Below are 13,525 nucleotides of genomic sequence, written 5' to 3' on the forward strand. Positions count from 1 at the left end.
CTGTCAGGGCAGGGTGGCCGGGACAGGAACGGTGTTGCGATATTCCGACGGGTTCATGCCGATCTCGGCCTTGAAGGCGTGAATGAAATGCGATGCGTCGCAAAAGCCGGTGCTGATCGCGATCTGGGTGGTGGTCTTGTTCGACTCGCCCAGCAGCTTCTTGGCGGCATCAAGCCGGATGCGAAGGGCCGCGCGTGATGGCGAAATGCCAAGATCGGCATTGAACGCGCGTTCAAGCTTGCGGCGGGTGACACCCAGTTTCTCGGCCATCTTGGCGATGGTTTCGGGCGACTCGATATTCTGGCGCATCCGCAAAAGCGCCTTTTTCACCAGCGGTTCGCGGGCGACCAGATCAGTCTGGAAGCCCGGTTGCGGGTTTTCGCCTGTCATCGCCTCGTTGATGATCATGATGCTCAGGCTTTTGGTCGCAGCTGTGCGGCCAATGTGTTTTTCCACGACCCAGGCCGCAAGATGGGCCGCACCATGCCCGCCTGAGCAGGTCAGGCGATCGCGGTCGACGACAAAAATCTGATCGGAAACCGGCTGGGCGGCTTCGAACCGCGCGACAAATTCGTCATGATGAAACCAGCTGACACAGCAACGATACCCTTCAAGCAGGCCTGCCTCATAAAGTTCGAAAACCCCGGTACACAAGCCGATCAGGTTCTTGCCCTTGGCTGCAGCCGCCTTGAGGTAGGCGATGCAATCAGATGAAAGTCCGCCTTCTTCTTGAATAAGCCCCCCGACAACCACGATATAGTCGTAGTCTCCGGCATTGCGCAGGCGCGTGTCGGGCTGCACCTTGACCCCGCAACTCGACCGTACCGGGTTCATGGTGTCAGACAGCACTGTCCAGTCGCAGTGGATCGGCCGCGAACGGTCCGCTTCATCGGCTGCCAGACGCAAAACATCGACGAAACTTGCGAACGCTGTCAGTGTGAAATTGTCTGCCAGCAGAAAGGCGACGCGAAGGCGCTTTTTTGCAAGGGGTTTGCCGGAGTTCGGCCCCGGGCTCGAAAAAGAGTTCATGGCAAAAATATACAATGAAATTGTCGCAATTATCCAGTCCGCAAACCAAGGACATTGATAGAGTTCCGGCAATGGTAAATCGGGGGATCGTATAATCATGACCCATTTTTCTGCGCTATCGCTTATCAAGAATGCCCTTAGTGGCCAAAAGAACTGGGAGCCGCAGTGGCCCGACAGTGAGCCGAAAGCCGAGTACGATGTCATCATCGTCGGCGCGGGTGGTCATGGTCTTGGTGCGGCTTATTATCTGGCCAAGGAACACGGCATCACCAATGTCGCCGTGATCGACAAGGGCTGGCTTGGCGGTGGTAACACCGGCCGTAACACGACGATCATTCGTTCAAACTATCTCTATGATGAAAGTGCGAAGCTTTATGACCACGCACTTGATCTGTGGGATGGGCTGAGCCAGGAACTGAACTACAACGTCATGTATTCGCAGCGCGGCGTTCTGATGCTCGCGCATAACGTTCATGATGTTCAAAGCTTCCAGCGTCACGTGCATGCCAACCGTCTGAACGGTGTGGATAACGTCTGGCTGTCCAAGGAAGAAGCCAAGGAATTCTGCCCGCCGCTCGATATTTCGCCAAATGCGCGTTATCCCGTCGTCGGTGCAGCGCTGCAGCGTCGCGCAGGAACTGCCCGCCATGATGCGGTGGCATGGGGTTATGCCCGTGGGGCCGCGGCACGTGGTGTCGACATCATTCAGAACTGCCCGGTAACCGCTATTCGTCGTGGCCCGGATGGCCGCGTCACGGGTGTTGAAACCGCCAAGGGCTTCATCGGTGCGAAAAAGGTTGCTGTTTCGGCTGCTGGTCATACCTCGGTCGTGATGGATACGGCCGGTGTGCGCATGCCGCTTGAAAGCTATCCGCTGCAGGCACTGGTGTCCGAGCCGATCAAACCAATCTTCCCGTGTGTTGTCATGTCCAACAGTGTGCACGCCTATATCAGCCAGTCTGACAAGGGCGAGCTCGTCATTGGGTCGGGGACCGATCAGTATACCAGTTACTCCCAGCGTGGCGGCCTGCCGCTGATCGAGCACACGGTTGCTGCGATTTGCGAGATTTTCCCGATCTTCAACCGCATGCGCATGCTGCGTAAATGGGGCGGTATCGTTGATGTGACCCCGGACCGTTCGGCCATCCTTGGCAAGACGCCGGTGCCGGGTCTTTACGTCAACTGTGGTTGGGGTACTGGCGGGTTCAAGGCGACCCCGGGTGCAGCCCACACACTGGCATGGACCGTGGCAAAGGATGATCCGCATCCGGCCAACGCGCCCTTCACCCTTGAACGTTTCAGCACCGGTCGTCTGATTGACGAAGCCGCTGCTGCAGCTGTTGCGCACTAAGGAGACCGGACATGCTTCTGATCCATTGCCCCTATTGCAATCAGACCCTGCCGGAGGCGGAATTTACCTATGCCGGTGAAGCCCATATCGCACGCCCAAGCGATCCGTCGTCGGTCAGTGACGAGGAATGGCGCGACTTCCTGTTCATCCGCACCAACGTCAAGGGCCCGCATTATGAACGCTGGCGCCACTTCCATGGCTGCGGTCGATATTTCAACGCTGTACGTGACACTGTCAGTGACCGGTTCCTGATCACCTATAAAACCGATGATCCCCGTCCTGAACTGTCCAAATTGTTGGAGAAATCGAAATGAGCAGCTTCCGCGTTTCCGGGCGTGGTCGCGTCGATCACACCCAACCGATCCAGTTCACCTTTGATGGCAAGAAAATCAAAGGCTTCAAAGGCGATACCGTTGCATCAGCACTGCTGGCCAATGGCATTCACCTGATGGGTCGTTCGTTTAAATATCACCGCCCGCGTGGTGCTGTGACCGCCGGTTCGGAAGAGCCGAACGCGCTGGTCGGTACCCGTCGTGGTCCGGGCCGGTTCGAGCCGAACACCCGTGCAACCGTCCAGGAAATCTGGGACGGCCTGCAGGTCAACAGCCAAAACCGTTATCCCAGCCTGTCCTTTGACATTGGCGCGATCAATGACAAGGCCTACATGCTGTTTTCCGCCGGGTTCTACTACAAGACCTTCATGTGGCCGAAATCCTTCTGGGACAAGGTCTATGAGCCGTTCATTCGCGCGGCCGCCGGCCTTGGTGTTTCGCCGACCGAACCTGATCCGGATCACTATGCATCGCGTTACCTGCATACCGATGTTCTGATCATTGGGGCTGGCCCTGCCGGTCTTGCTGCCGCCGTTTCGGCGGCACGTGCCGGTTCGCGTGTGACCCTTGTTGATGAAAACCCGGAAGCAGGTGGTTCGCTTCTGTCCGAACCGTCGGCCATGATCGAAGACATGCCGGCATGGGACTGGGTTGCCAAAACCCTGGCCGAGCTCAAGGAGCTTGGCGTCAAGGTGATGACCCGCACGACCGCGATTGGCTATTACCATCAGAACATGGTTGGTCTCTGTGAAAAGCTGACCGACCATCTTGCAAGCCCGGATGGGGAAACCCCGCGCGAACGCATGTGGCGTGTCCGCGCCAAGCAGGTTGTTCTCGCACAGGGTGCGCTTGAAAAGCCGCTGGTCTTTGATGGCAACGATCGCCCGGGCGTGATGCTGGCCGGTTCGGCTCAGACGTACCTTAACCGTTATGGCGTGCGCGTTGGCAACAAGGCCGTCATCGTCACCAGCCATGACAGCGCATGGTATGCCGCCTTTGATCTGGCCGATGCCGGCACCACCATTGCCGCCATCATGGATACCCGTGCCGAGCCGAATGGCGATCTCGTTGCCGAGGCGACCAAACGTGGCATCCGTATCATGGCCGGTCATACCGTTACCGGGACCGAAGGCCGCCTGCGTATCAAATCGGTTCGCGTCAACCCGATCACCGGATCGTCGGTCGGTGCTGCCGAGGTTATCGGTTGCGATTGCCTTCTGATGTCGGGTGGCTGGACGCCGTCACTTCACTTGTTCTCGCACACCAAGGGTACTCTCAAGTGGGACGAAGAACGCCAGACCTTCCTGCCGGATCACAAGGCAGAAGAATGCGAAATCGCCGGTGCAGGCCGTGGCCTGTGGGGCATTGAAGCGGTCCTGAATGATGGCGCGGAAATGGGCGCGGCAGCGGTCAAAAGCCTTGGCAAGACGTCCAAGGCTGCAAGCTATGCAGTCGCTAATGACCGTCCGGGAACCGGTGTCAGCCACAAGGAACTGCCGACCGATCTGGATGCTGGCAAGGCACGCGCCTTTGTCGATTACCAGAACGATGTTACGGCCAAGGACCTCCGTCTGGCGGTACGTGAAGGCATGCGTTCGATCGAGCATGTCAAACGCTACACCACCAACGGCATGGCGACCGATCAGGGCAAGATGTCCAACATCAACGGCCTGAACATTGCGTCTGACGCGTTGGGTGTGCCGCAGCCGAAAGTTGGTCTGACGACTTTCCGTCCGCCGTATACCCCGACCACCTTTGGTGCGTTCTGCGGCTATCATAAGGGCAGTCACTTTGAAGTGACGCGTAAAACCCCGATTGATAGCTGGGCCGAAGAAAACGGTGCAGCCTACGAGCCGGTCAGCCTGTGGCGCCGTGCATGGTACTTCCCGAAAGACGGCGAAGACATGCATGCCGCCGTATCGCGTGAATGCCGTGCGACGCGTGCCAGTGTCGGCATCTTTGATGCATCGACCCTTGGCAAGATCGAGGTGGTTGGCCCCGATGCGGTTGAATTCATGAACCGCATGTACACCAACCCCTGGACCAAGCTGGCACCGGGGCGGGCACGTTATGGCCTGCTTCTGGGTGATGACGGGTTTATCCGTGATGACGGTGTCATTGGCCGTCTGGCCGATGACCGCTTCCATGTCACCACCACGACCGGTGGTGCGGCACGTGTGCTGAATATGATGGAAGACTACCTTCAGACCGAATGGCCGGACCTTGATGTCTGGCTGACCTCGACGACCGAGCAGTGGGCGACCATTGCGCTGAACGGCCCGAATGCGCGCAAGGTGCTTGAGCCGTTTGTCGAAGGTCTTGATATGTCTGATGAAGCCTTCCCGCACATGTCGGTTGCGGAATGCCGCGTTGGTGGTTTCCCGGCACGCCTGTTCCGCATCAGCTTTACCGGTGAAGTCGGCTTTGAGGTCAACGTTCCGGCCCATGCTGGTCGCGCCCTTTGGGAAATGCTGTTCGAGGCTGGCAAGAAATACGATATCTGCCCCTATGGTACCGAAACCATGCACGTGCTGCGTGCCGAGAAGGGCTATATCATTGTCGGTCAGGACACCGATGGCACGGTCACCCCGCATGATGCAGGGCTAAGCTGGGCAATCGGTAAAATGAAACCCGACTTTGTTGGTAAACGCGGTCTGGCACGTCCGGATCTGGTTGCCGAAGGTCGCAAGCAGCTGATCGGTCTTCTGACCGAAGATGGCAAAACCAAGCTTGAGGAAGGTGCACAGATCGTTCTTGATCCGAACCAGCCCAAGCCGATGAAAATGGTTGGCCATGTGACATCCAGCTATCACAGCGATGCCGCAGGCCGCCCGATTGCCATGGCGCTGCTTGAAGACGGTTTCAATCGCATGGGGGAAACCATTTACATTCCGATGCCTGATCGTGTGATCAAGGCAACTGTCACCGGGACGGTCTTCTTCGATCCCGAAGGCGCACGGTTGAAACTCTAGGCGGGGAACAGAAAAATGACGGTACTTACACACGCATTTACGCCGGGTCCGATCGTTGCATCAGGACCGGTCAAGCTGACCCTGATGGCACCGGTTGCCCGTTTCTCGCTGCGTCTGCGTGCGGCCAATATTCCGGCCGTATCCAAGGCGATCGGTGTTGATCTGGCAACCACCGTTGGCGCACGTGCTGCCAACGGCACCACCGAGACGATCTGTCTTGGCCCGGATGAATGGCTGATCATTGCCAAGCCGGACGATACCGAGACCTTGGTTAAGGCCTGTGCGGATGTTTATGCATCCGCAACCCACAGCCTGACTGAGGTATCCGCCCGTGAAGTTACGGTCCGGATCGAAGGCGAACGTGCTGCCGAGTTGCTTACCATCGGCTGCCCGCGCGACATCGACACCATCCCGGTCGGCGGTGGTTGCCGCACAGTGATTGACGGTGTCACGGTCGTTCTCTGGCGTGACGCGGAACAAAGCTTCCGCATGGACATCTGGCGATCGTTTGCCCTGCACGTCATCGATCTGCTGTGCACCGGCTGCAAGGAATTTGCTGCAGAATAAATCAAGTCGGGGCGGGGTTCTGGCAATTGCCAACCCCGCCCTTACTGTATCTGGATATTGGTGACCTGCTGGGTGCCTGATCCCTCGCTTGTGTTTCTCAACGTGATCAAAGCGCCACCCGATTGCAATTTCGGGATTAATCCGCATGCCTCTGGGTTGAATTTCTCGCGGCCCGCCCCATTAGTATAATTAACCCCACTTTATTGCTGTTCTCGCCCATACCCTTGCTTAGGCGGTGAGGGAGCGGGAATGAGTTTTTCAAATTAAAAACAGGTGGGGTCGCGGTGTCAGTAACCAGGGGTAGATAATGAGCGACAGGCGCGACGCCAGGCTTTCTGGCAATGAGATTTATCTTGAGCCGGACGAGATCATCGTCACCAAAACCGATACCACCGGCAAGATGACCTATGGCAACCGGACATTTTACAAGCTCGCCGGTTACACCGAACAGGAATGCATTGGCAAGCAGCACAACATTGTCCGTCACCCGGAAATGCCGCGTGTTGTGTTCAAGCTTGCATGGGACACCATCAAGGATGGTCGTGAAATCTTTGCCTATGTGAATAACCGTTCGAAGAACGGTGATAATTACTGGGTGCTGGCGCACATGACGCCGAGCCGGAACACAGCCGGCGAAATTACCGGTTTTCACAGTAACCGCCGGGCGCCCGACAAGAAGGTCATCGAAGAGTCTATCGTCCCGCTTTATGACCACCTTCTGAAGCTTGAAAAATCCGCGGCGTCACCAAAGGACGGTTTGGATGCGTCCTATGCCTATCTCACCGAATTGCTCGCCTCAAAAAAACAAACATTCAACGAATTCACTTTGTCTCTTGGAGGGTAGTAGGGGTCATGTTTGGGTCGAGTAATGCCGAAATCAAGAAAGCGACCGAAATTGTAAAGCGCGCAGCAGCAGGGGACTTCGAAGCACGCATTACCAATATTCAAAGTAGCGGGGAAATTGGCGAACTTCTGAACGCGATCAATGATCTGATCGACCGCAATGACACCTATGTCCGGGAATCTGTCGCCTGCATGGAAAAGGTGCGTGATAACCGCTATTTCCGCCGGATCATGGAAACCAGCATGCAAGGCACCTTCCTGACCGCCAGCCGGTCGGTCAATAGTGCGCTGGGCATGATGCAGAAACGCACCGACGAATTTCGCGGCCTTGCCACGACATTTGAAGACACTGTCGTAAGCATCGTCAACTCCGTGTCGAGTTCGGCAACCCAGCTTACCGGATCGTCCGAGAGCCTCACTGCCATTGCTGCAAACGCATCGGAGAAATCGCTTCTGGTGTCTTCTGCTGCCGAGCAGGCATCAGCCAATGTGCAGGCAGTGTCATCGGCATCCGAAGAACTCTCGGCTTCTATTCGTGAAATCAGTGGGCAGGTCTCGAACGCAGCGGTGGTCGCGAATGAGGCCGGTGAAACATCCAAACGTGTTACCGCGCAAGTCACGGAACTGACCGAGGCAGCCGATCAGATCGCGACCGTGGTTGCATTGATCAATGACATTGCTTCCCAAACCAACCTTCTGGCGCTGAATGCGACGATCGAGGCCGCGCGGGCAGGCGAGGCTGGCAAGGGCTTTGCCGTTGTCGCCAACGAGGTCAAGAACCTCGCCAGTCAGACGGCGCGGGCAACCAGCGAGATCAGCCAGTATGTCGACAACATTCAGGGTGCGACGACATCGACCGTTGAGGGTATTGATCGGATTTCGGCGATTATTTCCGAAGTGAATGACGCCAATACCTCGGTCGCGGCCGCGGTCGAGCAGCAATCTGCAGCAACCAACGAGATATCGCGCAACGTTCAGGAAGCTTCAACCGGAACGGACGAGGTATCGCGCAACATCGTCACCGTGACCACCGGGGCACAGGAAACTGGCAACGCAGCCGAAGAACTGACCGAGGCAGCGCGTGATCTTTCGGACAAGGCGGCAACCCTGAAAGCGGAGATCGGGAACTTCCTGACCGAAGTGCGCCGGGTGGTGTGATTGCCGGGGGTACCCTGTTGTAATGTTATCTATCTCGTAAACTTGTTTTACATCTGTGGGATGGCTAGTCTCTGGTGCACCTTGCCCCATTGAAAGCCATCCCGATGATCCGATCTGTTCTTGCCCTTCTTGATATCCGTCCGGCCCACACGCGCCTGATCGCGGAACGTCATGACCTGCATCGCTATGACCTGATCGAGGACAAGCAAAAGTTCCTTGTTGAGATGGGTGATCAGATCCGCGCGATTGTCACATCCGCACGCTTTGGCGTGCCGGCAGACCTGATGGCGCAACTGCCCAATCTTGAGGTCATCACGAGTTTCGGTGTGGGCCATGATCTGATTGATCTTGAAGCCTGCCGGGCGCGGGGTATCCGCGTTTCAACCACCCCGGACATCCTGACCGATGATGTTGCCGATACGGCGATCATGTTGATGCACGCCACCTTGCGACAGCTGCGCGCAGGTGACGACTGGGTGCGCAGCGGAAAATGGGCGGCCAAGGGGCCGATGGCGCTTGCGCGCACTGTACGCGGCAGGAAACTTGGTATTGTCGGACTGGGGCGGATCGGGCAGGCGATTGCATCGCGCTCCATTCCAAGTGGCGTCGAAGTCGGCTATTTCGGTCGCAGCAAGAAGGCCGTCGATTACAAGTTTTTCGAGGACCTTGTGGCGCTTGCCGAGTGGGCGGATATTTTGGTGCTGGCATGCCCCGGTGGGGCGGCGACCAAGGGGATTGTTAATCAAGCGGTGCTGGATGCGCTCGGCCGTGCTGGGATCGTGATCAACATCGCGCGTGGATCGGTGATTGATGAACCGGCCCTGATCCGGGCTTTGCAAGACCGGTCGATTGCCGGTGCCGGTCTTGATGTTTTTGATAACGAACCAAATATCGATCCGGCCTTTGCCCAACTTGATAACGTTGTTCTGTATCCGCATCTGGCCAGTGGGACGGTCGAAACCCGTGATACCATGGCGCAGTTGGTTGTTGATAATCTGGATGCTTGGGACGAGCGCGGCGCGTTGATCACGCCGATTGTGTGATCGGCATTTCACATTAAACCGATGCCTGGTCGCGCAGCCATTGCCGCAGTAATTCCGCGTCAGAAGACAGGGCATGTGCCCCAATCAGCCAGTAGTATTTATCGGTATCAGCGGCATCTTCGGACAGCACGACAAGATTACCCGATGCGATGTCACTTTCGATGAGCGCCGTCGGGCAAAGGCCAATCCCATGGCCAGCCTGTATGGAGCTGATCAGCAGGTTGAAATCACCAAACACCGGCGCATTACCGCCGGGCAGTTCAAGGCCGTACTGCCGGAACCACAGACGCCAGGCGTCTTCGGTCTCGTCATGCAGCAATCGCGCATCCCGGATCGCAACGGGCCCATCAAGCGGTCCTGCCTTTTCGAGATAGGATTTGGCACAGGTCGGGCGTGTTGCGGCACTTAGGAGTTTTTCAGCTGTCCGGTCCGGTGTCGTGCCATGACGGATCAGAAGGTCCGCGCCAACTTCCTCGGGCGTGGTGGCGCCGAACGGATAGACGATGGAGACCTGAATTTCAGGATGTCGTTCCATGAAGTCCGGCAGGCGGCTGGTCAGCCAAAGCGACACGACAGAAGGTTGGCAAGCAAGGCCAACTTTGCGTTTGGTATTTTGCGGGGAAACCCGTTCGGCGCCATCGCGAATTTCGCGTAACGCATTCTGACAGGAGTCGGCAAACTCTCGCCCCTCTCGGGTCAGTTGAACCCCGCGTGCCTTACGGACAAAAAGCGGTGTGCCAAGCCAGTTCTCAAGGGCCCGCACATGCTGACTGACTGCCGTTGACGTAATGCCAAGTGCCTTTGCAGCCCGGATAAAACTTTCGAAGCGCGCCGCGGCTTCAAAGGCCGGAATATGCGATAGGGGCGGGATATCCTTCATGAATTATGGGTAAGTATTTCTTGGTCTAATGGCAAGAAGAAACATGCTTGTCAGATGGCATGACTATGCGATCCTGTTGTCTATTCATTTTCCCCTGATCAAGGTCATGTCATGACGATGAAGCCCCAGCACCCCGCCCCTGCAGACGCCGATGCCCGCCGCGCGGTAAAGCCCGTGGTGGTTTATCCCAACGGAACGTTACCCGAACCGGATTTCGCGACCTTGGCCGAAATCAAGGCATCGATGAAAAAGACCGACGAGGTCATCGTGCCGCCGCGCGACGCCCGCACATTTCATGTGCCCAAAGGATGCTTTTTCCGCATTGTCAGTGTCGAGGGACCGCAGGTCGGGGACCTTAACCTGTGGAATGCCAATGACCTTAAGGAACGTTTTTTCAGTGGCAAGACGCGCGCCCTGCATCGGACCCATGTAACGACCGGTGATAGGCTGTGGTCAAACATGCCCTATTTGCGGTCGATGGCGTTGATCAGTGAAGATACGCTCGACTGGTATGGCTTTGATGAAGATGGCGGCAGTGTCCATGACGTGATCGGCACCCGCTGCGATCCGTTTACCAACCGGCTGTTGTCCGGGCAGGATTATCATCATTGCTGCCATTCGAACCTGTGCCGGGCGCTGAGCGGTGAAACCGGCATGTCGATGCAGGAAGCCGATCATTATGTGCATGATGTGCTTAATGTTTTCATGTGCACCGGTTTCACCAAGGACACCCATCAGTATTTCATGAAGGCAAGCCCGGTGCGCCCGGGGGATTATATTGAAATGTTTGCCGAGATTGATTTGCTGGGCAATTTGTCGACCTGTCCGGGCGGTGATTGCAGCACCGGACATTCAAGCGATGAGGCGGCCTGTTATCCGCTTAAGGTCGAGATCTATGAAACCGATCCGACCTTGCGCGGCAAATGGGATTTCCCGGCGCCGAACGCCTATCAGCATCCCTGATCATATTGCAAAAGCCCCGTCGGTTTGTACGACGGGGCTTTTTCGTGGGGGGCTCAAAGCCCCTAGCGATCGCGTAACTGGCCATTGACCGTGACCGATTTGATCACGGCAAAGACCTTTTGATGGGGTTGCAGTTTCAGGCGTGACCCAGACCATTTCGTTATGCGGGCATGAATTTTCGGGCGGCCACTGGTTTCAGCCAGAAGGGTGGCGTCCGCATCCTGACCAAAGCACATGGTGACATCGATGGTATCGCCGGGCGTATCGGTAATTTTGGTGATGGTCACGGGAATGATGTTATTCGCACTGATGTCGCGCGGCGGGGTGCGGGCAATCATCACGTCACGCGCCCTTACATGCAATCGAACCCGGTCTGTGTTTGGTCGACCAAGATAGGGGACAACAAGACGCTGTTCGCCGCATTCAAGGAAGCTGACCTCGGCCTTGGGATCGCGGCTGACGATCCGGGCGGGCAGGACAGTACCGGCGTCAAAGCGCCCGGCCAGTGTTGCCAGATCCGTGCGGCCCAGCATGTCAAACACCGAACCGGTCGCAAGCGTTTTGCCCTGATCAATCACCACCATGTGGTCGGCAAGACGGGCGACCTCGTCAATCGCGTGGGTGACATACAGGATGGGTATCTTGCGATGATCGCGCAGCCATTCAAGATACGGCAGGATTTCCTGTTTGCGGGCGTGATCAAGGGCCGAAAGCGGCTCATCAAGCAGCAACACATCCGGATTGGACAGAAGCGCGCGGCCAAGCGCCACCCTTTGCTTTTCCCCGCCAGACAGAAGGTTGGGGCGACGATCCATCAGATACGCGATATTAAGCATATCAAGGATCGACTGTTGTTCGTCCTGCGGCAGTTTGTGGGGGTTGCGGCGTGCGCCGTAAAACAGGTTGTCGCGCACCGATTTATGCGGAAACAGGCGGTTGTCCTGAAACACGCAGCCAACGCGACGTTCGCGCACGGGTAAATTGATGCCACGCGAATGTTCAAACAACACATGATCGTTGATCTGGATGTGGCCCCGGTTCGGGCGGACCAGACCAGCAATCATGTTCACCAGTGTGGTCTTGCCGCTGCCGGACGGGCCAAACAGGGCGGTGATGCCGGGTTCGGGAATGTTGAATTCCGCCGAAAGCCCGAAGTTCTTGAGGTGATATTCTACATTAACCCCGATGCTCATGACGCGGCCCTCTTGCGGATGCGGCGCAAGGCCAGTTCGGAAAGAAGCAGGCCGGTAAAGGCGAGGCCAATGGAAAGGGCAGCAAGGCGGGCTGCGGCCAGTTCACCGCCCGGCGTCTGGATCGCGGTATAGATCGCAAGGGGCAGGGTGCGGGTTTCACCCGGCACATTCGAGACAAAGGTAATGATGGCACCAAATTCCCCGAGACTTGCGGCAAAGGCCGTAATGGCACCGGCAATAATGCCGGGCAGGGCGAGGGGCAATGTCAGTGAAAAGAACCGGTCAATCGCCCCGGCACCAAGCGTTTCGGCCGCCTGATACAAACCATGATCGATGTTCTCAAGGCTGAGCCGAATGGCGCGCACCTGAAACGGGAAGCTTACGATGGCTGATGCCAATGCAGCACCCGTCCAGCTAAAGACAAAGCGCAGATCAAAGGTTTCGTAAAGCCAGGCGCCTAAAGGCGCGCGTGTGCCAAAACCGATCAGTAGCAAATAGCCCATGACAACCGGCGGCAGGATAAGCGGCAAATGCACAATGGCATCAAGAATGAAACGTCCGGGAAACCGGCCAAGTGCAAGTGCGGTGGCAACGGCGACCGCAAATGGCAGGGCACAGGCAACCGCAACCCCCGAAATGCGCAGGCTAAGCAGCAGCGCTTCGATTTCTGCGGGCGTCAGGCTAATCATGAGGGATATGTATCTCTGCGTGTTGTGTAGATCGCGATAAGCTCATAGTCGGCAAATTTGATGCGTTCGTCACGTAAAATAACGCCGCGATGCGTTGCACTGGCATTTGGACTAAGGCGAGGATAGTGTGTGGCCATGACAAGTGACGATTTGAAAATTCGTTTGAAGATTGATCTGCCCGGCAACATTCGCCTTGGTTACGGGAAGGTCGATTTGCTGCGTGCTGTTTTGGAACATCAGTCAATTTCGGCTGCTGCGCGGTCGATGGGGATGTCCTATCGCCGTGCGTGGCTTCTGATTGATGAACTTAACAAGTGCTTCACATCACCGGTGATTGAAACCCATGTCGGCGGACGCGCACATGGTGGCGCGCAATTAACCGACATGGGCAAACAAGTGATCGCCTTGTATGACCGGGCCTGTGAAAGGGCCGAAAGCGCATTGCAAGATGACCTTGATCAGCTTGCCGCCGTTCTGAAAGATCCTTTGCAAGACGCGTGATCAT

13 protein-coding genes are annotated in these 13,525 nt (G+C 56.8%); 9 read left to right on the forward strand and 4 right to left on the reverse strand.

Going from position 1 to position 13,525, the window contains the following annotated elements:
* Positions 1–3: 3 nt before the first annotated feature.
* Positions 4–1,029: a GlxA family transcriptional regulator gene (locus tag CMO10_RS05660; RefSeq protein WP_297019464.1), complete on the reverse strand. Its 1,026-nt coding sequence runs from the start codon at positions 1,027–1,029 to the stop codon at positions 4–6.
* 97 nt (positions 1,030–1,126) lie between these two features.
* Between CMO10_RS05660 and CMO10_RS05665 the strand changes: the two genes are divergently transcribed.
* The 7 genes from CMO10_RS05665 (at position 1,127) to CMO10_RS05695 (ending at position 9,295) form a co-directional block, all read left to right on the forward strand.
* Positions 1,127–2,380 carry a sarcosine oxidase subunit beta family protein gene (locus CMO10_RS05665; protein WP_044827950.1) on the forward strand — a complete coding sequence of 418 codons (1,254 nt, stop codon included), beginning with the start codon at positions 1,127–1,129 and terminating at the stop codon, positions 2,378–2,380.
* Positions 2,381–2,391: 11 nt separating this feature from the next.
* Positions 2,392–2,694, forward strand: a complete 303-nt coding sequence (locus tag CMO10_RS05670; RefSeq protein ID WP_044827951.1) for a sarcosine oxidase subunit delta — start codon at positions 2,392–2,394, stop codon at positions 2,692–2,694.
* On the forward strand, positions 2,691–5,684 hold the full coding sequence (locus CMO10_RS05675; protein WP_297019471.1) for a sarcosine oxidase subunit alpha: 2,994 nt from the start codon (positions 2,691–2,693) through the stop codon (positions 5,682–5,684). The genes CMO10_RS05670 and CMO10_RS05675 overlap by 4 nt, the downstream gene beginning before the upstream one ends.
* A gap of 15 nt (positions 5,685–5,699) precedes the next feature.
* Complete coding sequence (locus CMO10_RS05680) at positions 5,700–6,251, forward strand: sarcosine oxidase subunit gamma (RefSeq protein ID WP_297019474.1); 552 nt, start codon at positions 5,700–5,702, stop codon at positions 6,249–6,251.
* A gap of 307 nt (positions 6,252–6,558) precedes the next feature.
* The gene (locus CMO10_RS05685) at positions 6,559–7,095 is read left to right on the forward strand and encodes a PAS domain-containing protein (protein ID WP_044827954.1); all 537 of its coding nucleotides are present in this window, start codon (positions 6,559–6,561) and stop codon (positions 7,093–7,095) included.
* Positions 7,096–7,103: 8 nt separating this feature from the next.
* The gene (locus CMO10_RS05690) at positions 7,104–8,252 is read left to right on the forward strand and encodes a methyl-accepting chemotaxis protein (RefSeq protein ID WP_297019477.1); all 1,149 of its coding nucleotides are present in this window, start codon (positions 7,104–7,106) and stop codon (positions 8,250–8,252) included.
* A gap of 104 nt (positions 8,253–8,356) precedes the next feature.
* Positions 8,357–9,295 carry a 2-hydroxyacid dehydrogenase gene (locus CMO10_RS05695; RefSeq protein WP_297019480.1) on the forward strand — a complete coding sequence of 313 codons (939 nt, stop codon included), beginning with the start codon at positions 8,357–8,359 and terminating at the stop codon, positions 9,293–9,295.
* Positions 9,296–9,308: 13 nt separating this feature from the next.
* On the opposite strand, the gene CMO10_RS05700 is transcribed toward CMO10_RS05695, so the two are convergent.
* The gene (locus tag CMO10_RS05700; protein ID WP_297019483.1) at positions 9,309–10,175 is read right to left on the reverse strand and encodes a LysR family transcriptional regulator; all 867 of its coding nucleotides are present in this window, start codon (positions 10,173–10,175) and stop codon (positions 9,309–9,311) included.
* 111 nt (positions 10,176–10,286) lie between these two features.
* Here CMO10_RS05700 and CMO10_RS05705 point away from each other — a divergent pair, with 111 nt between their 5' ends.
* A complete protein-coding gene (locus tag CMO10_RS05705) occupies positions 10,287–11,138 on the forward strand; it encodes an urea carboxylase-associated family protein (RefSeq protein WP_297019486.1) in 852 nt (283 codons plus the stop codon).
* Positions 11,139–11,200: 62 nt separating this feature from the next.
* Here CMO10_RS05705 and modC read toward each other — a convergent pair whose 3' ends face one another.
* Positions 11,201–12,331 carry a molybdenum ABC transporter ATP-binding protein gene (gene modC / locus CMO10_RS05710; protein ID WP_297019487.1) on the reverse strand — a complete coding sequence of 377 codons (1,131 nt, stop codon included), beginning with the start codon at positions 12,329–12,331 and terminating at the stop codon, positions 11,201–11,203.
* The gene (gene modB / locus CMO10_RS05715) at positions 12,328–13,020 is read right to left on the reverse strand and encodes a molybdate ABC transporter permease subunit (RefSeq protein ID WP_297019491.1); all 693 of its coding nucleotides are present in this window, start codon (positions 13,018–13,020) and stop codon (positions 12,328–12,330) included. Before modB ends, modC begins: the two co-directional genes overlap by 4 nt.
* A gap of 135 nt (positions 13,021–13,155) precedes the next feature.
* Between modB and CMO10_RS05720 the strand changes: the two genes are divergently transcribed.
* A complete protein-coding gene (locus tag CMO10_RS05720; protein WP_297019492.1) occupies positions 13,156–13,521 on the forward strand; it encodes a winged helix-turn-helix domain-containing protein in 366 nt (121 codons plus the stop codon).
* The last annotated feature ends 4 nt before the right edge of the window (positions 13,522–13,525 follow it).

Source organism: Thalassospira sp. (genome assembly GCF_002709775.1).
Lineage (GTDB): Bacteria > Pseudomonadota > Alphaproteobacteria > Rhodospirillales > Thalassospiraceae > Thalassospira.